This window comes from Ruegeria sp. CDSA193 (assembly GCF_059611885.1).
Genome location: NZ_JBXWPN010000002.1, coordinates 374,834 through 394,060, shown reverse-complemented (window position 1 = coordinate 394,060; position 19,227 = coordinate 374,834). Strand labels below are relative to the sequence as shown.

General features: G+C 54.0%; 24 protein-coding genes. 9 read left to right on the top strand and 15 right to left on the bottom strand.

The annotated features are described in order from the left end of the window. Positions 1 to 74: 74 nt before the first annotated feature. The 6 genes from AC2FLG_RS04815 to AC2FLG_RS04790 all read right to left on the bottom strand — a co-directional run bounded on the left by AC2FLG_RS04815 (position 75) and on the right by AC2FLG_RS04790 (position 2,944). Positions 75 to 656, bottom strand: coding sequence for a DUF2269 family protein (locus AC2FLG_RS04815; protein ID WP_496705218.1), 582 nt, complete (start codon positions 654 to 656; stop codon positions 75 to 77). A 107-nt stretch (positions 657 to 763) separates the two neighbouring features. Then, complete coding sequence (locus tag AC2FLG_RS04810) at positions 764 to 1,270, bottom strand: cytochrome b (RefSeq protein WP_496705216.1); 507 nt, start codon at positions 1,268 to 1,270, stop codon at positions 764 to 766. 2 nt (positions 1,271 to 1,272) lie between these two features. After that, positions 1,273 to 1,605: a c-type cytochrome gene (locus tag AC2FLG_RS04805; protein ID WP_496705214.1), complete on the bottom strand. Its 333-nt coding sequence runs from the start codon at positions 1,603 to 1,605 to the stop codon at positions 1,273 to 1,275. Between the two features lie 12 nt (positions 1,606 to 1,617). Continuing rightward, complete coding sequence (locus AC2FLG_RS04800; protein WP_496705213.1) at positions 1,618 to 2,007, bottom strand: hypothetical protein; 390 nt, start codon at positions 2,005 to 2,007, stop codon at positions 1,618 to 1,620. A 32-nt stretch (positions 2,008 to 2,039) separates the two neighbouring features. Beyond that, positions 2,040 to 2,492 carry an anthrone oxygenase family protein gene (locus AC2FLG_RS04795; protein ID WP_496705211.1) on the bottom strand — a complete coding sequence of 151 codons (453 nt, stop codon included), beginning with the start codon at positions 2,490 to 2,492 and terminating at the stop codon, positions 2,040 to 2,042. Then, positions 2,492 to 2,944, bottom strand: a complete 453-nt coding sequence (locus tag AC2FLG_RS04790; RefSeq protein WP_496705209.1) for a hypothetical protein — start codon at positions 2,942 to 2,944, stop codon at positions 2,492 to 2,494. Before AC2FLG_RS04790 ends, AC2FLG_RS04795 begins: the two co-directional genes overlap by 1 nt. Before the next feature lie 141 nt (positions 2,945 to 3,085). Between AC2FLG_RS04790 and AC2FLG_RS04785 the strand changes: the two genes are divergently transcribed. Then, positions 3,086 to 3,526: a MarR family winged helix-turn-helix transcriptional regulator gene (locus AC2FLG_RS04785; RefSeq protein ID WP_496701984.1), complete on the top strand. Its 441-nt coding sequence runs from the start codon at positions 3,086 to 3,088 to the stop codon at positions 3,524 to 3,526. A 37-nt stretch (positions 3,527 to 3,563) separates the two neighbouring features. Here the strand turns inward: AC2FLG_RS04785 and AC2FLG_RS04780 are convergent, their stop codons facing one another. Further along, positions 3,564 to 4,097, bottom strand: a complete 534-nt coding sequence (locus tag AC2FLG_RS04780; protein ID WP_496705207.1) for a cytochrome b — start codon at positions 4,095 to 4,097, stop codon at positions 3,564 to 3,566. Between the two features lie 27 nt (positions 4,098 to 4,124). After that, positions 4,125 to 5,204, bottom strand: coding sequence for a CDGSH iron-sulfur domain-containing protein (locus AC2FLG_RS04775; RefSeq protein WP_496705205.1), 1,080 nt, complete (start codon positions 5,202 to 5,204; stop codon positions 4,125 to 4,127). Positions 5,205 to 5,304: 100 nt separating this feature from the next. Here AC2FLG_RS04775 and AC2FLG_RS04770 point away from each other — a divergent pair, with 100 nt between their 5' ends. Continuing rightward, the gene (locus AC2FLG_RS04770) at positions 5,305 to 5,742 is read left to right on the top strand and encodes a MarR family winged helix-turn-helix transcriptional regulator (RefSeq protein ID WP_496701978.1); all 438 of its coding nucleotides are present in this window, start codon (positions 5,305 to 5,307) and stop codon (positions 5,740 to 5,742) included. A 139-nt stretch (positions 5,743 to 5,881) separates the two neighbouring features. Here the strand turns inward: AC2FLG_RS04770 and AC2FLG_RS04765 are convergent, their stop codons facing one another. The 7 genes from AC2FLG_RS04765 to AC2FLG_RS04735 form a co-directional block, all read right to left on the bottom strand. Next, positions 5,882 to 6,979, bottom strand: a complete 1,098-nt coding sequence (locus AC2FLG_RS04765) for an autotransporter outer membrane beta-barrel domain-containing protein (protein WP_496701976.1) — start codon at positions 6,977 to 6,979, stop codon at positions 5,882 to 5,884. A 335-nt stretch (positions 6,980 to 7,314) separates the two neighbouring features. After that, a complete protein-coding gene (locus AC2FLG_RS04760; protein ID WP_496702092.1) occupies positions 7,315 to 7,833 on the bottom strand; it encodes a maleylpyruvate isomerase N-terminal domain-containing protein in 519 nt (172 codons plus the stop codon). 32 nt (positions 7,834 to 7,865) lie between these two features. Next, complete coding sequence (locus tag AC2FLG_RS04755) at positions 7,866 to 8,969, bottom strand: cupin domain-containing protein (protein ID WP_496703104.1); 1,104 nt, start codon at positions 8,967 to 8,969, stop codon at positions 7,866 to 7,868. A gap of 22 nt (positions 8,970 to 8,991) precedes the next feature. Beyond that, complete coding sequence (maiA, locus tag AC2FLG_RS04750; RefSeq protein ID WP_496703105.1) at positions 8,992 to 9,639, bottom strand: maleylacetoacetate isomerase; 648 nt, start codon at positions 9,637 to 9,639, stop codon at positions 8,992 to 8,994. After that, the gene (locus AC2FLG_RS04745) at positions 9,636 to 10,331 is read right to left on the bottom strand and encodes a fumarylacetoacetate hydrolase family protein (protein ID WP_496705202.1); all 696 of its coding nucleotides are present in this window, start codon (positions 10,329 to 10,331) and stop codon (positions 9,636 to 9,638) included. Before AC2FLG_RS04745 ends, maiA begins: the two co-directional genes overlap by 4 nt. Positions 10,332 to 10,341: 10 nt before the next feature. Continuing rightward, positions 10,342 to 11,523 (bottom strand): 3-hydroxybenzoate 6-monooxygenase, encoded by a 1,182-nt coding sequence (locus AC2FLG_RS04740; protein ID WP_496701968.1) that lies wholly within the window; start codon positions 11,521 to 11,523, stop codon positions 10,342 to 10,344. Positions 11,524 to 11,611: 88 nt separating this feature from the next. Continuing rightward, the gene (locus AC2FLG_RS04735) at positions 11,612 to 12,358 is read right to left on the bottom strand and encodes a class II aldolase/adducin family protein (protein ID WP_496705200.1); all 747 of its coding nucleotides are present in this window, start codon (positions 12,356 to 12,358) and stop codon (positions 11,612 to 11,614) included. Positions 12,359 to 12,504: 146 nt separating this feature from the next. On the opposite strand from AC2FLG_RS04735, the gene AC2FLG_RS04730 reads away from it, so the two are divergent. The 7 genes from AC2FLG_RS04730 to AC2FLG_RS04700 all read left to right on the top strand — a co-directional run bounded on the left by AC2FLG_RS04730 (position 12,505) and on the right by AC2FLG_RS04700 (position 19,227). Then, positions 12,505 to 13,437: a LysR family transcriptional regulator gene (locus AC2FLG_RS04730; protein WP_496701964.1), complete on the top strand. Its 933-nt coding sequence runs from the start codon at positions 12,505 to 12,507 to the stop codon at positions 13,435 to 13,437. Between the two features lie 245 nt (positions 13,438 to 13,682). Beyond that, positions 13,683 to 14,279 (top strand): RNA polymerase sigma factor, encoded by a 597-nt coding sequence (locus AC2FLG_RS04725; RefSeq protein ID WP_246097204.1) that lies wholly within the window; start codon positions 13,683 to 13,685, stop codon positions 14,277 to 14,279. Then, positions 14,276 to 15,016 carry a hypothetical protein gene (locus tag AC2FLG_RS04720; RefSeq protein ID WP_496705199.1) on the top strand — a complete coding sequence of 247 codons (741 nt, stop codon included), beginning with the start codon at positions 14,276 to 14,278 and terminating at the stop codon, positions 15,014 to 15,016. Before AC2FLG_RS04725 ends, AC2FLG_RS04720 begins: the two co-directional genes overlap by 4 nt. Before the next feature lie 54 nt (positions 15,017 to 15,070). Then, complete coding sequence (locus AC2FLG_RS04715; RefSeq protein WP_496705197.1) at positions 15,071 to 16,147, top strand: helix-turn-helix domain-containing protein; 1,077 nt, start codon at positions 15,071 to 15,073, stop codon at positions 16,145 to 16,147. A gap of 238 nt (positions 16,148 to 16,385) precedes the next feature. Then, on the top strand, positions 16,386 to 16,589 hold the full coding sequence (locus AC2FLG_RS04710) for a hypothetical protein (RefSeq protein WP_496705195.1): 204 nt from the start codon (positions 16,386 to 16,388) through the stop codon (positions 16,587 to 16,589). A 78-nt stretch (positions 16,590 to 16,667) separates the two neighbouring features. Next, on the top strand, positions 16,668 to 18,062 hold the full coding sequence (locus AC2FLG_RS04705; protein WP_281972984.1) for a bifunctional enoyl-CoA hydratase/phosphate acetyltransferase: 1,395 nt from the start codon (positions 16,668 to 16,670) through the stop codon (positions 18,060 to 18,062). After that, positions 18,055 to 19,227, top strand: a complete 1,173-nt coding sequence (locus AC2FLG_RS04700) for an acetate/propionate family kinase (RefSeq protein ID WP_496697124.1) — start codon at positions 18,055 to 18,057, stop codon at positions 19,225 to 19,227. The genes AC2FLG_RS04705 and AC2FLG_RS04700 overlap by 8 nt, the downstream gene beginning before the upstream one ends.

Here is a 19,227-nt window from a genome sequence, read left to right as displayed (position 1 = left end):
AGCCAAGCGATGCGCGAGGAACCGGCAATAGCTTAGTGCTGAGCGGTCCCAACGCGTTAAAGTCCATCACTCTGTCAAAAACCCGTGGCTTCCTGACGATTAGCTTGGCGACAGAGCCAAGGACCTACGGTTGTCAGAATAAGCGCGAATTCGATCGCGAAGCCGATCCCGATCAAAAGCAGGGCCCAGCTTTCGGGCCGAAAGCTTCCCAGGACCAAGATCAAAATAAGTATTGGTAAATCCAGAGCCAGACAAAATAAGGACAAACTGTTGTTTCGAAGTGCCTCGAGCTTTTTGACCGTTTGTCCCTCGCCAAGCATTCTACGACAGCGACGCAGGTCAAATCTTACTTTGACGTGAACCACAAACAGCCAAACCGAAAACAGGCCAACCATGCCCGCCAACCATGGTGTTTCCAATAATTCAACCGGGCCATAGTAGTTCGCAATCAGCCATCCGCCTGATGAGATGACAAACAGGGCCCCCGGCAGGGCGAGGAAGCTATAGGCAATGCCCATGGCCCCAAGTGCGTTCTTGTAGCCAGCCTGTGTTGCAATTCTGCGGGACAGAATGTCTTGGACAAAAACCGAAAACAAACCGGCCGCGACCAGTAGGATTCCGAACAAGTGAGTGAACTTCATAAGCGTAAACAGCATCGGTGTGCCTCGGGATTTAACTAAAGAACTAAAAGCTCAGATTTTGGCGTCTGACTTAATAGTTTGGTGCACTGGTGCGCAAATTTCGCGATGTCGTTCATCAAGTATCAGGATGTCTGTGCACGGCCACGCTTGGGCCTTTTGAACCACATCCGCGCAAAGAGCTTGTCTTTTTGAACGAACTGATGCCAAGCGGCAGCGAAGGCATGAGCGACGACTGCGACCATCAACAGATCCGTTGCAAGGCTATGAACCCTGTACAGGACTGTCTCAGTGAACCCGGCGGGTAGCATCTTGTTGCCTTGAACCACGTGTATCAAATCTGACTCGACTGCGATCCCGGTGCCCGATACGACGACGGCGCCAAGAAGAATATACAAGGCGGTATGCATCCAGCTTGCCAGTCGCACTTGTATATTCAACCCACTTTCCGGCGCGCTTGGTTTCTCTGTTTTGAAACGGACAAGAAGCCGAAGCATAATCAGCCCCAGGATCAAGATTCCGCTGGTCAAATGGAAACTCAGAGGGGCAATGCCTCCCGACAAAAGTGTCAGGATTATGAGAATTGCCATAAGCCAATGCAGCGTAACAAGAAGAGGGTGGTAACGTTCCATTGTTACTTCACCAACTCCAACATGTAGTCGATCGCAGCGTCGATCTGTTCGTCGCTACAGGTGGTGCAGCCGCCTTTCGCTTTATGGTCCTTGGTGCCACGTAACACGATATCGCGCATGCGCTGTTCTGAATCCCGTTGCAGGAACTTTTGCCAGGTGTCCGGTTTCTTGACGTTGGGCGCGCCTGACATGAAGCCTTTAAAGCCGCCCGTGTGGCATTCTGCACATACGGATTGAAAGGTAGTATTATCTGCAACAACCGGGCTGCCAGCGCTGAAAGCGAACACGGTCACCAGCGCGGAAAGCCCCCCGCGAAGTCCAATCTCAAAATCCATTTTTGAACCCTTTCACTGAGCCTGATTTGTGCAGGCTTTTACAAGTTCAGCACATTTCGTGATGCTGTCACCGCCCCAACCGGCGCGGTTTTCGCTATTGATGTTCTGAATAACGCGGTCCGAGATGATGAAGTTGAAGACGCAAGCCTTAGGGTCTTCGGCGGCTGCAGCTGATGGCAGTGTTAATCCGTCCGGTCCGCGCGCCTGAGCAGAACTATAGGTGGCAATGAATTGACGGCCCTGAATTTCCACAGTCGCGGGTTCGCCAATGCAGGTTTTCAGACGTTCGGCAGGAGCACCTTGTAATGCAGCTTTGGCATCCTGAACGGTTTGCAAATAGGTCGCGCCGCATGCAGCCGTGGTGATCACTATGGCTGTGGCTAGAATGAGAGGTGATTTCATCGTCTTAGGTTCCTTTGGTCAGTGCCGAGATTTTAAGCTCGTCGTATTGCCAGATAAGCGAAGACAGTTGCGGCAATCCCGCAGATGATCCGAAGCCAATGCACCTGCAGCCAAAGCTCCAGCGTGTCAGCAACTTCAGCTGTTGGCATACCCCCAGAGGCAAAAGCCGTGTTCGTCGGAACAAAGAATGCGAATGTCAGGATCGCCACGATCATCCAACTGAGTAGCGCCGCAATCCACATTCCACGAGCGGGGCTTCGCCAAAACAAAGCCACGCAGAGAATCGAGCCGAGAAGAGCCGGCATCGATACCAAGGGTATGGTTCGCTGGATGAAAACGTTGTTCACAGCAAACCGGTCCAGGAACTGCTGCGCGTCAAGGCTTTGCCAATAGCCGCCAAGCGTCATTCCAATAAACAGCATCGACCCGGCAAACATGCCCGAGGCTATGATTGTGATCGCTTCCGCCGTGCGGGCCAAGGACATCATGCTTTTACCTTCCGATGACGAAGTCGACCTTTCATGCGAAGACCGTCGCGCATGCTAAGGCTCATTAGCGTGAGGTTCGTCGCACCGGCGACCAGCTCGAGAGTTTGCACCAGATAAAAGGTACTATCGAGTTCTCCGGCTTTCGCTTTAGCGGCCAGAAAAAGGGCTGCAGGAATCAGGATAGCTATGCCGTTGAAGGCGATGATTGGCATCCGGCGGGCCTTGTCCCCAAGGACCCCGCCGCGACGCTTGCCTGCAAGGGTGAAACCCGAGCCGCCAACAGCGGCCATTGCCGGGACGAGAATTAAGAAGCCCCAAGGTATTGTCGTTTTGACCGCGATGATCTGTGCTTCGGTGCCAAAGAGTTCTACGATCACAGTGGAAAGCCAAAAACTGGCGATCATAAGAAAGGCAAGGGCGCCTGCAATCGGGTGAATTTTCTTAGTCATCTGAAGTCTCCTTTCTCGCATAATTACATAGTAAGCTATGTTTAATGGTGTGAGTCTTATGCGAAACGACTCATTGCCAGAACACATATAGCAAGCTATACAATAAATGTATAGTCTACTATGTAAAAGAATCGAAGGAATATGACCTTTTCACGAGAGAATTCTCCGGGATATCTGATTAATCACCTCGCGCGCCTGTTTGCGAACGCGCTGCAAGAGCAAATAAAGCCTCTTGGCCTTTCAACAGGTGTTTTCCCGATCATGGTGCACTTATGGGAAGACGACGGCCTGACGCAAAAACAACTGGTTGAGCGTGTCGGGATCGAACAGGCAACAATGGCCTATACTTTGGCTCGGATGGAGCGAGACGGCCTGATCATCCGTCGGCGAGATACAGAAGATGGGCGCATCCGACAAACATGGCTGACAGAGCATGGTAAGTCTTTGAAAGAGCCAACGCTGAAGCGGGCAAGCAAGCAAAACGAGTTAATACTGGAGGGGCTAAGCGATACTGAGCAGCAGCAAATTGTTGCTCTTATTACCAAAGCTATCAAGGCAAATGGCACGCGAGCTAGATATTGAGACGCGGCCTAAATCGCACCGCGCCCCAATCAGTTAGTTAACTTTGACCAAACCACATGCGCCCGAAAGTGCCGTCTTTTTTGACATAGTAATGGTAAAGCGCGCCAACGACATGAAGCGCTAGCAAAACAAGCAGAAACCGCGCACCGGCCCCATGTGCAAGCCGTGGCGGATAGTCGAAGAAGTTCGGTAACGGTGCAGTTGATCCGCCGAATAGAATAGTCCCGGCGCCAGACATCACGACCATGCCTATTCCGCTGGCGACCATACCCAAGGTAACGATATAGAGCAGGAGATGAACCGCTTTGCCGATAAACACCTGCCAAGCCGGATCAGTTTCCAAATGGGCGGGCTTTTGATCAGCAAACATCCACCACCCGATACGGATAAGTGTGAGCAACAGTACCGAAATACCGATCGGGACATGGACTGAAAGAACCCCTGCCTTCGCGGCGCTGACATCAATGGACGCCGCCCGAAACCCGCTTGCAAACAGCGCAATGATTAATGCTGCGCTGAGCCAATGCAGAGTGATTGCCACAGTCCCATAAGACGTTGTTGTACTTTTCATTTCGATTGCCTCAGTTGAATATCGAGATCACACAGCGCTGTCTTCCCAACCAATGTCGACATGCGACCCATCGCAGAATGGTTTGTTCTTGGAGGCACCGCACCGGCAAAGGACGTATTTATTGGATGACGCGCCCTCAGCCCACTGAACATCCTGCAAGTCAACTCCGGTTACCCGAAAGGGTCCGTTACGCTCGATTGTAATGCCGGGGTTGTCGACGCTGGGTTGCTGTGGCTCGCCACCTGGTTCGCTCCAGGACAACGCGCCGGAAGGGCAGGCTGCAACAATTTCGCGAATTGCATTGGCGTCGCCATTGTCAGGCTCAATCCATGGCTTTCTGCTCGAGTCGAAAACAGGCTTCAATCTGCGGCCGCATTCCCCCGCATGGGAACACAACAGGCGATTGTAGTGAACTGTGATATCCTTGCCTTGATAGGCGGTCAGCTTGTCCGGGGTTCGATCCTTGGACACCGCTGAACTAAAGCCAATACTAGTATGTGAATTGTCGCAGTAAGGCTTGGACTTTGACGCTCCGCAACGACACAAGGCCAAAGATTTTTTCACGGCTACATCGGAACCGTCAGCATCGGTCAATCTGGGGATCTCTCTAGCCAGAAGGGGGCCATCCGGAAGACCGCGGATCGTTGCGGTATTGTCCGCAACGCTAGAACCGCCGCCGATCTTGCCGGTCATACGCAGCCCATCCCGTATATTCATCCCCAGCAGGCTGAGGTTGGTTGCACCGGCAAGAAGTTCGACGGCCTGTACGACATAGAACACAGTGTCAAATTCTCCTGCCGAGGCCTTGCTGGAAAGGAAAAATGCACATGGGATAAGGACGAGAATTCCATTTCCGGCAATGAACGGCATGCGCCTTTTCTTGCCCAATACCAGCTGGTCCGTCCGGTTTTTCCCAAGCGCCATACCAGAGCCGCCCGCAATGATCATCGCGGGTATCAGGATAAACATACCCCGCAAAATCATGGTCTTCACCGATGCAATGGCTTCATGATCAAGGAACAGTTCTGAAAAAACACTCGACGTCCAAAATGTCAAAATTGTTAGAAACGCGATGCCACCGGCGGTGGCATGGATGCGGGTTTTCATCTGGATAGTCCTTCTATGCAGTTGCGCGTGTCGTACATTTGGCTGTGCATAGCCTGCTATATATCATTGCATCCACCGCTATGCAAATCTAAAAGGTTCTATGGAATTTGATCACACGTCTTCGCCCGGGTACCTCATAAACCATTTGGCTCGTTTGTTTTTTGAGGAATTGCGCAGACGTATTGAACCTTTGGGCATAGTGCCGGGACAATTCCCCGCATTACTTGCGCTGTGGCAGAAGGATGGGCAGACGCAGAAGGAACTTGTCGACAAGCTGGACATCGAGCAGGCGACTATGGCGAACACGTTGAACAGAATGGAACGTGATGGTTTGATTTCGCGTAAACATCACCCTACAGACGGCCGCGCAAAGTTCATTTTTCTGACAGAAAAAGCCAAATCGATCCGCGACGATGCCTACGAAGCTGCGACGAAAGTCAACGATTTGGCATTGAAAGACCTTGCTCCGGACGAACGGGAGCAATTTGTGAGCCTGATGCAACGCGTGCTTCATACGTTACAAGATTCAGAGCACTAGAACTGGGTGACGAGAACATACAGCCTATCAAAAGTAGCCGCCGGATCGTCTATGAGGGCTGGCTTTCTTCTGCAGCTTTTGAATGCTGTTGTACTTGGGTAATGGGCGGCCCAGATGTGCCGCCCTTTTTCTAAATAGATCAGAACGCCTTGGTGAAGGCAAAAGTGAGCCCGTTTTGCCGGCGCACACCGTTCAGGCCGAGGCGACCGGAATATGTCAGGTCGAAATAGCCGCCGGAATTCGTCAGATGCGTAATCCCCAGCCCGACAACACCGTAGGTCGGTTCGTCAAGGTACTCATCCAAGTCGTTGACCAACTCATGTTCAAGGCCCAACGTCGCCTTGGGTGACCAAGTTCCTGGTCTCAGCTCTTTTGAGATCCTGGCCTTGGCCCAGATTGTGCTATAGGTCTCGTCCGGACCATCGACACCTGACGCCAGATTGCCAAAGCTGTCAGCAGTCTCTTCGATCCATGCCCGTTGGTACAAAACGCCAAAGATTGGGTTCAACACCCATCCTTGGGGCAACCATTTCAAGTCTGACTTATCAAACCGGCCGACAAGCTCAGATTGGATGTACAGGCGATCATCGTCCTGGTTTTGGGTCAATGTGGCTGTTGGGCTTACCGGCAGCGAGATATCAGTCTCGCCGAACATGTATTCCATCCGAGCCGACATGCCCCAATTTGGATTGAATTGCTTCAAGGCATCCGCGCGCAGACCCCATCCGCCATAGGTCAAATCGGCAACGCCAATGTTTTCGATGTCGGTGTTTTCGTAAAAGGCGCCGAATGCAAGCATCGTATTCACATCAAAAAATTTGACGTACTGAGCATCGAGACGAATGGTGTCGGCGTCTACCACGACGATGCTGCCATCACCATCTGTGGCGACGTATTCAGTCGAAAACCGAATGAAGGAATCCGGCCCGATCATCTTCAACGCATGAATATCAATGATCCCCGAGACAGGTGACGTCTCATATCCGGATGTTGGCCCTCCTGCATGCGCGACACCGGTAACAGCGCGCGCGACCCCAATCCTTGTCTGAGCTATGCCAAACGGTTCATTCGACAGATAGCTTTCCAGCAAGCCAGACCCGCCAAGGTTGTAGATCGCAGCAATCCCAACCGGTAGCTGGCCCTGCTGGCCGCCATCCTGAGTGTCCTGTTCTTCTGCCATTGCCATGGTAGCACACGCCGCCAAGGCCATGCCCATTAGTGGTGTCTTGGTATTCATGAGGTCCTCCCTAGAAATCCCTAAATATGAGTATTGGGAAGCTTATAGAGTACAGAATTCCCAAATACAAAGAAAACACTTTTAAAAATACAGTGTTTTTCCTTTAAAATGATAATTCTGTCATAGATTTTCAAACTGGGGTTGAAGTTCGTCAGGATTGACAACCAAAAGAGAAACTTTGACGCCTTTTGGGGGATGCAAAGCGAGAGATTCGAATTGCTATCTAGCATTCGTAGATCGCGCATAGATTGAAGTCGAATGGACTTTCGTCGCTGTTTTGATGTGCATTCACGCCCAGCGATCAGAAGCGATATTCAGACGGATCCACTCGCCGTCTATTGGTGATGGCGCTCTTCCAAAAGGGCCCGGGCCTGATCTGGAAATACAGCGGAGTCAGCCCCGACATTCAAGTCAAGCGCCGCGCCCCATATGACCTTTGCACGTTCGGAAGGCGTGTCCGATATTGAGGTCTGAGGATCGGACATTCCCCATTCGAAATCAGTTAAGTCACGCCAAACTACATTTAAGTGAACGGCCGCGTGGCTGAAGAGATGATGAAGCGCGCGGGCTGGAATTGTTGCGTATTCATGTATGTCATTTCGCCCAGGGACCGTTGTTTCAAAGCTGGGGCTATCAGATCGAACACGTTCAATCGTTTCGCACATGTCCCGGGCGTGCAAACCGACTGAAGCAATGACATGTCGCCGCTGCCAACCAGGCACAGTGCTGTCCGCTGATAAAGCGGTATCGGGTAGATCATTTAATAAGCGTGCAAAAAATGCGGTGCCGCGGCGGGCTAGAAGCAAGTCTTGCTTTGGTGCCAGATCTGAATCAAATCTGGCGCCAGAACCCATTCTTGCTCGGTGGTCTTGCCGTGCCTTATCGGTCACTCTTGGCCTTCGACGTAGCTGCGCGCGAAGTTGAGCCGTTCCATAATCGGGGCATCCGAAAAACGGAAAAGATCAAATTGTGTTTCCGCCTCCAAGGCCCATGGAACCCAGGACGGGATCACAAACAGGTCGCCGATGTCCAACGCGCGACGTTCACCGTTTATGATGACCGCACCACTGCCTTCGAATACCTGGAACACGGTTGATCCGACATCGCGTCGTGTCTGGGTATTTGTTCCTTCACGCAGACGATGGAATTCGCACCGGATTGTCGACATCACATCGCCTCCGGTCGTTGGATTCACATATCGGATCGCGGCGTGGCCCGGCGCTATGGTTGCCGGGTTTCCTTCGTCTTCCAGCAAAAGCTGTTCTGTCAGCGCCCGGTCCGTGAACTCCCAGCGATATGCGCCGATTGGCGACGAAACGGTGTTCTGCAGTTGCGACAATGGCCGCAGACCTGGGTGGCACCACAGACGCTCTCCTTGTGAGAACCGCGGCGTCGCATAATCGGTTACCCGATCCGATCCGAACTCGAAGAATCCGACATCGTTTTGTTGGCTGAACGGAATGTCCAGACCATCAATCCAGGCCATGGGATTGTCGGTATCGTTGTGATGACCATGGAAGTTCCAACCTGGTGTCAGCAACAGGTCTCCGCGGCTCATTCGAACCGGATCGCCATTGACAACGGTCCAAACCCCTTCGCCTTCGACGACGAAACGAAACGCATTTTGTGAGTGGCGGTGTTCAGGCGCGGTTTCCTTGGGGCCCAAGTATTGGATCGCTGCCCAAAGCGTGGGGGTTATGTATGCGTTGCCGCCAAGGCCGGGATTGGCCAATCCCAACGCGCGACGCTCGCCACCCCGACCGACCGGGACAAGATCACCAGACGCTTCGGCCAGAGGCAGGATCGTTTGCCACTTCCAAACATAAGGAATGGCCTTCGGCTTGGGATGCATGGGCATCAAATCCCCAAGCTGAGTCCAGAGCGGAATGATATGCTCGTCTGCAAAATTCTTGTACAAATTGCGCAGCTCGGGGCTGTCTTCGGGCTGCATTGAATGCTCAACGTTCTCGTGGCTGGTATCGGAACTCAAAACAGTCTCCTAAAGTCTTTCATTATACTGCATCGGGCTGGTTCGGTGGCGCCGCATTTCGGAACGCAGGAAGTGCATCCAATGCTTTGTAAATACGCGATATGTTTGGCCAATCATTCATCGGGATGCCAAATCTCTTATTGTTCCAGATTTGCGCATACAAACAGACATCGGCCAATCCGGGTGTGTCGGACAAGCAATAGATTGATTGTTCTTCCCGAGACGCCAGCGTCTGTTCAAACGCATCAAGTGTGGTTTTCACCCAATGTGTGAACCAGCTTTTCTGCTTTTCCTCATCCGCATCGAATTCACTGCCCAAATATTGCAATACGCGCAGGTTGTTCAGCGGATGGATGTCACATGCAATCATATAGGCAAGCGCACGGTCCTGCGCCTTTCCGTCTGGATCGGAAGGAAAAAGTGCAGGTTCGGGATAAACCTCATCCAGCCATTCGATGATGGCAAGGGATTGGGTCATGACCGTGCCATCTTCCCGTACAAGGGAAGGAACCAACCCTTGGGGGTTCATAGCCAGATATTGGGGACTTCTGGTTTCGCCCGTGCGAAGAACATAGGCGATATAGTCGTAGTCCAACCCTTTCAGGTTCAACACCGCACGCAAACGCGTCGATGTTGAAGACCTGAAGAAGTTATGCAGCTGAAAGTTCATTCAGCGGCCCCGATTGTTGTGGTGATGTGCCCCAGCCCTTCGATGCTGACGACACAGACATCACCAGGAACCATCGATCCAACACCTGCCGGCGTGCCGGTCATGATCAGGTCGCCTGGTTTTAGCTCGATGAAGCTGGACAGGATCGAAACGATTTCGGGAACGGACCAAATTAATTCCGAAAGATCAGCCTGCTGCTTAACTTCTCCGTTGACGGTCAGCTTGATTTCCCCGGTTGACAGGTGGCCAACGGCCGAAACCGGGTGGATCGGGCCAATCGGGGCCGAGCGGTCAAACGACTTACCCATGTCCCAGGGGCGTCCCTGTTCCCGGGCTGCAAGCTGCAGGTCCCGGCGGGTCAGGTCATTGCCGACAGCGTAGCCCCAGACGTGATCGAGGCTGTTGTTCATTGGAATGTTGCGACCTTCTTTGCCGATCGCAACGACCAATTCCGCTTCGTAGTGGAAATTGGCGGTCTCAGCCGGGTATGCGACGGTTTCGCCGTCCATAACCACTGCATCAGCGGGTTTCGAAAAGAAGAACGGCGGATCGCGGTCAGGGTCTTTACCCATTTCGCGTGCGTGTGCCGCATAGTTCCGGCCGACGCACAAAATACGGCGCACTGGCAGACGATCATCGCTGCCAGCTACCGGAAGGGTTACGGTGTTTTGAGGGGGGAAAACGTAGCCCATCTGTTATCCTTTAATTTTCAAGTCCATTCGATCCGTACAACCAATGAAGTTGGTCGCACCATTCGTCGGGTGTCATGTTCGACATTACGTGGTCGCGTACGGCGGCCTGCGCATCGTCCGGGTGATAGATATAGTCGCCGATCAGGCGCGAGTTCATCTGAACACGTGCCGTCCGAACCCGGCGTTGGTTCTGGTAGGTTTCCAACGCGTTCTCGATGTTGTCGCCATAGTTTTCCATGCAATGCGACAAGCAGACAGCATCCTCGAGCGCCATACATGCGCCCTGAGCAAAATACTGCAGCATTGGATGAGCCGCATCGCCCAAGAGAGCCACGCGACCATCGCGCCAGTTGGAAATCGGATCGCGGTCACAAAGCACCCAAAGCTTCCAGTCCTGACCGTGTTCGATGATCTGACGCGCTCGGGGGGCAATGTGTTCAAAGCCCTGCATCACTTCTTTGCGGCTAACGGGTCGACCTGCAATAGGCTCCTGCAGGTCGCGGTGATAGGTGACAACCAGATTGTAAACCTTCCCGCCCTTCAGTGGATAGTGCACGATGTGGCATTTGGGGCCAGCCCACAATGTTGCAGCATTCCAGCGCAGATCTTCAGGCATCTGCTCTGTGGGAATGACGCTTCGATATGTGGTGTGACCTGAAATTCTGGGCTCGCCATCTCCGATCATCTGGGCTCGGATTGGTGAACGAAGCCCTTCCGCACCGATCAGCGCAGCGCCTTTGAATACACCCAGAGATGTCTTGAGGCTGACGGATTTTCCATCCTGTTCGTAACCGCTGACAAGTGTGTTCGTTCGAATGTCGATCAGGTCACTTGCTTCGCAATAATCCAGTAGGACCGAGTGCAGATCGGCGCGGTGAACAACAGCGTATGGGTTGCCCATACGTTTTCTGAAGTCCTCACCCAGTGGGATTGTTGTGATATCATTCCCGTTCTTAGCATCCATTAGACGCAGTGAATCGACATACACGGCCTTGGATCGCGCCTCGTCTCCAACGCCCAGATAGTCAAAAGCGTGAAAGGCATTTGGTCCGATCTGGATACCAGCACCGATCTCTCCCAAAATGGGGGCCTGTTCGACAACGATCGAACGAAAACCCTTGCGGGCAAGACCAGCTGCGGCGGCCAAGCCGCCGATTCCGGCACCTGCAATCAAAATAGGCTCTATTGGCACTGTTGCCTCCTTAGTCACTTTGGCAAGAGGTCACACAGGCAACGCTCTTAGCTATATCCATTTGCCGGAAATGCGCGGCTCGGCTTTGTTACAAGCCGGCGAAGCCCGCACGCGACACCCAGTAATCCCAAGCCCGGGCCAAGGGCATGTCGCCCAAAAGCATCGCGCTGGTTTTGTCGATTTCACCATCTGTAAGATGTTTGAGGGAACCCAGCGCCAGCGACTGCTGAACCAGCGCGGCATTGTCTTTAAGACCGGTCGCAACCATGCAAACTGCCCGGATGTTTGCAGCCACACAGATACAGCCGTGGCCACGCAGCAGGGCAACACTGTTTTGCCCAAGCGCGCGCGAAAGAGAGTGGCCCATATCCATCCGGTCAACCAACATGTTGGTGTCACCAAACTCGTCCTGGCTGTCCCAGGTCGGAACTTCTTTGCCAATGACTGACGACATGTGAAAGATCGGACGCAAGGACACATCATTCATTGTGAACGGAATGATCGAGCGCGCATGATGATGCGCCACCGAGTTCACATCGGGTCGGTCTTTGTAGATCGCCCCATGAATATGTCGTTCGTTATATGGCCGACGATGATCTTCGCCGATAAGTTCACCTTCCAAAGTGAACTCCATGATGTCCTCGCGAGTCACATTGATAGGGCTGCGCGAACGGGACAGAAAATAGCGATCTTTCCGCAGCGGGTGGCGCACGCTGACGTGCCCAAAACTGTCTATAACGTCTTCACGCGCAAGAATTCTATTGGCCAAAACCAACTCGTTAATAGCCGCATCAATTAGCCGAGCGTCGTTTTGTGAGTCGTGATCAAGAGCCATCTACATCTCCAAGCCAAGTTGGGGTGCAAAATAGAAACGCTGACGCCTGATGAAAAATATATAGTACAGAGGTAATTCATATCATATAATAGATATGACAGTGGAAGTTCATCAGAACAAAAAAGTCCAAGGGCGAGGGTCAACAGATGCGGTCACTCATCAGTCAGCTAACACTTCACAAGCTTGAAGTGTTTTGTCACGTCGCCGAGTTAGAAAGCGTTTCGCGGGCTGCTGAGGAATGCAGCATCGCACAACCCGTTGTAACTACGCATATCAAGGCGCTTTCTGAAAAACTGGGGGTGCAGCTTACGCAGCGCAATGGGCGGCGGATAGCGCTGACAGAAGATGGGAAACGCATATACGTCTGGGCCAAGGAAATCGTGTCGCAGACACGAGAGCTTGAGCAGGAACTTCAGGACCGCAAATCCGGCGCGGTTGGGCACGCCTCAATCGCCGCGTCAATGACTTTGGGGTCATACATCCTGCCGTCCATTGTTTCTCAGTTCAAAACGGACCACGAACAGAGTGATATTTCAGTACAGGTCGCGAGCCCAAAACTGGCCAGCGAGCAGGTATTGAGAGGCGAATGTGACTTTGGACTGACGATTGTCGACCAGATTCACGGAATCCGCGGGCTTGATGTAACGCCGTTGTACAATGAAAGATTGATCTTGGCGGGGTCAGATAAGACGACCTTTGTTGGCAATCAGGTGACACCAGAGAAGTTGAAGGACCTTCCATTTGTCACCGCAAGGACAAATACTGCCCGGCGCGATCTCGAAGACTATGCGCTGATGACTCATGGAATAATCAGAAGCAACGTCACACTGGAATTTGGACATGGCGAAGCCATCAAACAGGCCGTCCGGGCAGGGGCGGGCATCTCATTCCTGTTTTGGTCTTCTGTTAAAGACGAATTGGAAAACGGGTCTTTACGAGAGATAAAAACACCGGGGATGTCGCTGGCCTTTCCGATCTATCTTGTTCAACGAAAAGACCGGAACCTCACAGCATTTCAACAAAAGCTGGCCGAGTATATCTGCACAGAGATCAAACGCCTAGATGAAGCGCAGTCGTGAAGCGGCTTCATGCCTGAAATCTGACCTCACAACAACGATCCAGAAAATAGAGTACGCGGGATATGTACGTGTATCTTCGCGACCTAAACCCATCTCCTTGATCCGGCTGTCTGGATGTAGACTCCGTTCCTAGTGAGGATGTTTCGATCAGAGCCTGCGGATTTCCGATCAGATTACGGGCAATTTCAAAGACCTCATGGTACTTTCCTTTTCAACATAAGTTCCATTTCTTTCCCGCGCAGGGTATGTCAGGCCTGACCCAGCGAACCTGGTTCGTGAAAATGATAGAGGTCGTGAAGCAAACTATGGTCGGTGAATTGAGTTCCGAGCAGGCCGTGCGCGGCGCGATCCAGACGCATTCTAGGCGCGTCTGGCGGTTTGGGCTTGCCCTGTCGGGTGCTTCCGATGTGGCCGATGATCTGTTGCAGGCCACTTGCCTGCGTGCACTTGAACGTCACCACCAGGTCACGTCATTTGAGCGGTTGGACAGTTGGTTGATGACGATCTGCCGTTCAATCTGGTTGAATGAGCTGCGTGCCCGCTCGGTCCGAAAAGCGCAGGCACTGTCGTTGACCCCAGAGTCAGAGCTGATTGCATCCGGACCGGACTCGGAAACGAATATATTCGCCGCCGAAGTGTTTACCCAAGTGATGCAGTTGCCAGAAGCACAGCGAGAAACGGTGATGCTGGTCTATGTCGAAGGCTATAGCTACCGCGAGGCCGCAGCATTGCTGGAGGTGCCAATAGGAACGATCATGAGCAGGCTGTCCAATGCGCGACAAAAACTGAAAGTCGTGATGCAGCATGAGGCGGCAGATGCCGTTCGACGGAGTCGCAAATGAAGTTTTCCGATGAAGTTCTCAAAGCGTACCTGGAAGGCAAAGCGAATGAAGCCGAGGCACAGGCGATAGAAGCTGCGGTTGCGGCCGAACCCGAGCTTGAGGCGCGCCTGATGGGGCTTGATCCATTCGCACCGGTGGTACAAGCGGTGTTTGAACATGTCCCGGCCGAGATGCCCCAGGTGGTTTTGTCTGACCCAAATGCCGAGATACAAACCAGTGGCGATCCTCTGCGCCTGTTGGCCGTAGCTGCATCTGTCGCGGTGATTTCTGTGTCGGCCACATATTGGGTAACCAGGCCTCAGCCCATGGGGTGGGCTGAGCAGGCGGCGATCTATCAATCACTATATGCGGCGGACACGATCGCGGGGATGGACAGCTCGGAACAGGCGTTGACAACTCAGTTTGATCAGGCCGAGGCACAGCTGGGTCTGTCCTTGAGACGTGACACTCTTGAGGCGTTGCCGGGGATGGAATTGAAGCGTGCGCAGGTGTTGTCCTTCAGGGGCAAACCGTTGGTTCAAGTGGTCTTTGCGAATGAACAGGGCCAGCCTTTTGCCTTCTGTGTCATCCGTCAGGGTGAAGGCGCGCCAAGCAAGGATTTGAAAGAGGCAGTGCTCAGCGGGTTGGCGACGGCCACCTGGTCCAAAGACGGTTATGGCTATATGCTGATTGGTGACAGCGATCAGACTGACCTGGAAAGTAAGCTGGATATTCTGACCGCGACCTTTGCAAGCTGAGGTGGTGTCAAAAACGCCTTGTGAACCTGCGGAAATACCAGAAATATAGCGGGCATGACCACTACACCCTTCATCCCCGACCCGGATGAGGACGAGGACCCCCTCGGCCCGCGCAGCATCTATGATGATGACGACGCTGATGAGGATGATCTGTGGTTCCTGCCACCTGACGAAGAGGCCGTCGAGGATTTCCTGCCGCCCGGCCCAAGGGTCGACCGCAGTCTTTTGTTTGATCCCAAGGACTGGCGTGCGGCGCAGGCAGATCTGTCGTTTGAACTGGCCGATCTGGCAGTTAGTTTTGGCGCCTTGGACGAACGTTTGCGCGCCGGTCCGGATGGGTGGACACACCGGCTGGCGCTGATGGATGTATCCGATTTGGGATGGTGGACCGGCGACCGGATCAGCGTTGATCGGCTGGCGCTTTGGACCGGGCTTCGCATTGGTGCAACCGGGGATGATGTGCAGGCCCTGTACCGCGCGGGTTGGGCCGTACGGCGGCTAACATCCGGCGCCGCGCCATCGGATGGCGGGTGGGAGATTGGCCTGACAGCCTTTTTAGATCGAATTGCGCAGGGGATTGACGAAGTCCCCGAAGCCATCGCCGATCTTGCCGAAGTCATGCGCAATTCCGAGGGGCTGCACCCGGTGACGCAGGCCGCCATCGGTTTTCATGCCTGGCGGGCCCTGTCTCAAGGCATCGGACAGGATACCGAGGCTACAATCATTGCCGCCCGTCATGCGGCCAAGATGGGGCGGGGCGGGGCTGTGTTCATGCCCTTGGTTCTGTCGGGTCCGGGTGCGTTGAGAGGTGTTGGTGAACCATCAGAAAAGCTTGCTACCTGGATCAGGGGAACAGGGCAGGCGGTATTGTCCGCCTTGCTGCACCTGGACCGGGTCAGCGCCTGGGAGCAACGCGCCAGAGAGACCACTGCAGAGTTGAGCGGGCGCACACCACCAAGACTGATCGACGTGTTTACGGCCTGGCCAATGGTCTCGGCCCCATTGGCGGAAGAGCTGACTAAAGCCTCACGCGCTGCGGTTCAGCGCAACATTGACCGTTTCAGTCGGAGGGGCTTGATCCGCGAGGTGACAGGGCAGGGACGTTACAGAGTTTGGACAGCGGCGCTGTAGCCCAAACAGGGTCATCAGACCAATATGCCCGGTCTGCCGCATTGAATACCTGCTTCCGCAGGTTTTTGCCTGTGCAGATGTGAATGCCCGTCCCATTTTTGCCCCCGCATTACTGGCTAGTGGGAACAGGTCTAAGGGCGGCAAAGTGTTTGGCCGGGTCGTATATATGTCAAAAGTGGTTCTTAAATCAAAAGTTTAACTCGCAATTTGTGAAAACTATTCTTGGTTGACGGTGTGGATGGCAAGCCACCTCAGGCGCAGTACTCCCACGGAGGGTCCGGGCAGTGCTGTTGTCGAACAAACCATCATTTTAAATTGGGCTGCTGAAACATTGTCCGGCCTATTGCCGTCAGCAGAGGATCGGCTAGAGGTAGGTGAACGTGTTATTGGCGAAGGTATGGATCTGCCATCCGATCTGGAGGATTTGGCGCAGGTCGAATAGTGACCGAGAATGCCCCGCTCCGACCCGCCGCCAATTCCGAGGCATGCCGATGCACCGTCTGAAAAAAGGCCTGACCAAATGAAGATCCAGGAAAACCGAACCTTTTCACAGCTCGAGGTCGGAGACGAAGCCCAGCTGACACGATTGTGCACGGTTGACGATCTTTACGCCTTCGCCTCGGCATCGGGGGATCACAATCCTCTGCATCTGGCGGCCTATGACGGTGACGGCGACGGACACCCCGAGGCGGTGGCCCCTGCGCTTTGGCCCGCCGGTCTGGTGGCGGCCGTCTTGGGGAATATTTTGCCGGGCGCGGGAACCCAGACCCGAGCGGCCAATCTGCGGTTTCACGCGATCGTTCTGGCCGGAGATGAGTTGACCGCAGTTGTTCGGGTTACAGAAAAATCTGACGATGGTGATGTTATCTGTACCGCCGAGGTTCGGCGTGTTGGCGACAGCACCCTGGTCCTGAGCGGAGATGTCCGAGTCACGCCGCCCGCAAAGCATATGGAATTCGATTCGATAGAGGTGCCGGGACTTATCGTACAACGCCACCGACATTTCGAAGCGCTGCTGGCGAAAGCCAGACCCCTTGACCCGATGCCAACTGCTGTTGTTGCACCTGAAGAGCCAAACTCATTGGGGGGTGCTTTGCTGGGGTACAGCAACAGCATTATCACGCCGATCCTTGTGGGTGATCCCGGCAAGATCGCCGCCGCAGCCGAGGCACTGGGTGCCGATCTGTCCGGATTTGAAATTATCGAGGCCTATGGCCACCAAGCCGCCGCCCATCGCGCGGTTGACCTGGTGGTTGAGGGCAGGGCGCAAACACTGATGAAGGGGCATTTGCACACCGATGACTTGTTGCGCGCGGTTCTGCGCCGCGAAAACGGGTTGAGAACCGGGCGAAGGCTGTCACATATATTTGTTATGGATGTTCCGGGGATGTCGCGTCCGATCATGGTCACTGACGCGGCCGTGAATATTGCCCCTGACCTCGAAACCAAGGCTGATATTGTTCAGAATGCGATCCATCTGGCACATTCCATCGGGATTGAGACCCCAAAGGTAGGCGTGCTTTCAGCCATTGAGACGATCAACCCGCGCATGGCGTCGTCAGTTGATGCCGCCTTGCTGTCGAAGATGGCCGAACGGGGTCAGATCACAGGAGGGTTGGTTGACGGCCCCCTGGCTATGGACAACGCGGTCGATCTGAATGCGGCACGCACCAAAGGGATTACGTCCGAGGTGGCTGGTGCTGCGGACATTCTTGTCGCCCCAAACATAGAAGCAGGCAATATGGTGGCGAAACAGCTGACATTCATCTCTCATGCCGAGGCGGCTGGGATCGTGGTCGGGGCTGCTGCTCCGATTATCCTGACCTCGCGTTCGGATGATGACGACTCGCGTCTGGCGTCCTGCGCGGTGGCGGCGCTCCATGCATATGCAAGTAAAGGCAAACTCCATGGCTGACCATGTTCTGGCACTGAACGCCGGGTCCTCATCACTGAAATTCGCGCTGTACGAGCTGGTTGATGACAACCGCCCCAGCATGCGGTGGCGCGGACAAATAGAACGTTTAGGTGATGCACCACGCCTATTGGCCCAGTCGGCAGGCGGCAGATCAGTAGATCGTCCCCTGTCGAGCACCAAAAGCCATGATGAAGCAATCCACGCATTTCTTGAAATGGCGCGGGAATATCTTCCTGACATTCATGTGCGCGCAATAGGTCATCGCGTAGTGCATGGAGGAACAGTCTATTCCGAGCCTGTGCGCGTGGATGACACCGTCATCAACATTTTAGAAGGGTTTATTCCCTTTGCTCCTCTGCATCAGCCCTACAGTCTTGCGGGTATTCGCGCAGCCAGCGCTGCCTTCCCCGGAACAACTCAGGTTGCCTGTTTTGACACGGCGTTTCATCGCACCCATCCGTGGGTAAACGACACCTTTGCCTTACCGAAAAGCTACTATGACAAAGGTGTTCGCCGCTATGGGTTCCACGGGCTGAGCTATGACTACATTTCGAGCAAGCTGAAAGAAACGGCACCGGGTCTGTATGATGGCCGTGTGGTTATCGCCCATCTTGGAAACGGGGCATCCATGTGCGCGGTTTCAGGTGGGCGCGCTGTGGCTTCGACCATGGGGTTCTCGGCGCTTGACGGGTTGCCGATGGGCACGCGCTGCGGTCAACTGGATCCAGGTGTCGTGCTGTATATGCTGCAGCAGGACGGAATGACCGCAGAAGAGATTGCCGAAATGCTGTACAGAAAATCCGGCCTGCTTGGCCTGTCGGGGATATCATCGGATATGCGCACATTGCTGGCCGCTGATACGCCCGAAGCCCGAAAGGCAATCGACTATTACGTCTTCCGTATCCGGCGAGAGCTTGGCGCCCTGTCCGCCGCACTTGAAGGGATTGATGCGCTTGTCTTCACCGGTGGCGTTGGAGAGAATGCGGCCCAGATCCGGCAGATGGTGTGTGATGGAATGCGATGGATCGGGATCGAAATGGACCACGCCAGGAATGCCGATGGTGGAACAGTCCTGTCCACGGATTTCAGCCGTGTCCGGATTCTGACGATCCCCACAAATGAGGAGATGGTGATCGCGCGGGCTGCGGTAAATTTTCTGGAATAG

Coding starts and splice junctions, on each gene's coding strand:
- AC2FLG_RS04815 (WP_496705218.1), bottom strand. CDS start 656: ATGCTGTTTACGCTTATGAAGTTCACTCACTTGTTCGGAATCCTACTG.
- AC2FLG_RS04810 (WP_496705216.1), bottom strand. CDS start 1,270: ATGGAACGTTACCACCCTCTTCTTGTTACGCTGCATTGGCTTATGGCA.
- AC2FLG_RS04805 (WP_496705214.1), bottom strand. CDS start 1,605: ATGGATTTTGAGATTGGACTTCGCGGGGGGCTTTCCGCGCTGGTGACC.
- AC2FLG_RS04800 (WP_496705213.1), bottom strand. CDS start 2,007: ATGAAATCACCTCTCATTCTAGCCACAGCCATAGTGATCACCACGGCT.
- AC2FLG_RS04795 (WP_496705211.1), bottom strand. CDS start 2,492: ATGTCCTTGGCCCGCACGGCGGAAGCGATCACAATCATAGCCTCGGGC.
- AC2FLG_RS04790 (WP_496705209.1), bottom strand. CDS start 2,944: ATGACTAAGAAAATTCACCCGATTGCAGGCGCCCTTGCCTTTCTTATG.
- AC2FLG_RS04785 (WP_496701984.1), top strand. CDS start 3,086: ATGACCTTTTCACGAGAGAATTCTCCGGGATATCTGATTAATCACCTC.
- AC2FLG_RS04780 (WP_496705207.1), bottom strand. CDS start 4,097: ATGAAAAGTACAACAACGTCTTATGGGACTGTGGCAATCACTCTGCAT.
- AC2FLG_RS04775 (WP_496705205.1), bottom strand. CDS start 5,204: ATGAAAACCCGCATCCATGCCACCGCCGGTGGCATCGCGTTTCTAACA.
- AC2FLG_RS04770 (WP_496701978.1), top strand. CDS start 5,305: ATGGAATTTGATCACACGTCTTCGCCCGGGTACCTCATAAACCATTTG.
- AC2FLG_RS04765 (WP_496701976.1), bottom strand. CDS start 6,979: ATGAATACCAAGACACCACTAATGGGCATGGCCTTGGCGGCGTGTGCT.
- AC2FLG_RS04760 (WP_496702092.1), bottom strand. CDS start 7,833: ATGGGTTCTGGCGCCAGATTTGATTCAGATCTGGCACCAAAGCAAGAC.
- maiA (WP_496703105.1), bottom strand. CDS start 9,639: ATGAACTTTCAGCTGCATAACTTCTTCAGGTCTTCAACATCGACGCGT.
- AC2FLG_RS04745 (WP_496705202.1), bottom strand. CDS start 10,331: ATGGGCTACGTTTTCCCCCCTCAAAACACCGTAACCCTTCCGGTAGCT.
- AC2FLG_RS04735 (WP_496705200.1), bottom strand. CDS start 12,358: ATGGCTCTTGATCACGACTCACAAAACGACGCTCGGCTAATTGATGCG.
- AC2FLG_RS04730 (WP_496701964.1), top strand. CDS start 12,505: ATGCGGTCACTCATCAGTCAGCTAACACTTCACAAGCTTGAAGTGTTT.
- AC2FLG_RS04725 (WP_246097204.1), top strand. CDS start 13,683: ATGTCAGGCCTGACCCAGCGAACCTGGTTCGTGAAAATGATAGAGGTC.
- AC2FLG_RS04720 (WP_496705199.1), top strand. CDS start 14,276: ATGAAGTTTTCCGATGAAGTTCTCAAAGCGTACCTGGAAGGCAAAGCG.
- AC2FLG_RS04715 (WP_496705197.1), top strand. CDS start 15,071: ATGACCACTACACCCTTCATCCCCGACCCGGATGAGGACGAGGACCCC.
- AC2FLG_RS04710 (WP_496705195.1), top strand. CDS start 16,386: ATGGCAAGCCACCTCAGGCGCAGTACTCCCACGGAGGGTCCGGGCAGT.
- AC2FLG_RS04705 (WP_281972984.1), top strand. CDS start 16,668: ATGAAGATCCAGGAAAACCGAACCTTTTCACAGCTCGAGGTCGGAGAC.
- AC2FLG_RS04700 (WP_496697124.1), top strand. CDS start 18,055: ATGGCTGACCATGTTCTGGCACTGAACGCCGGGTCCTCATCACTGAAA.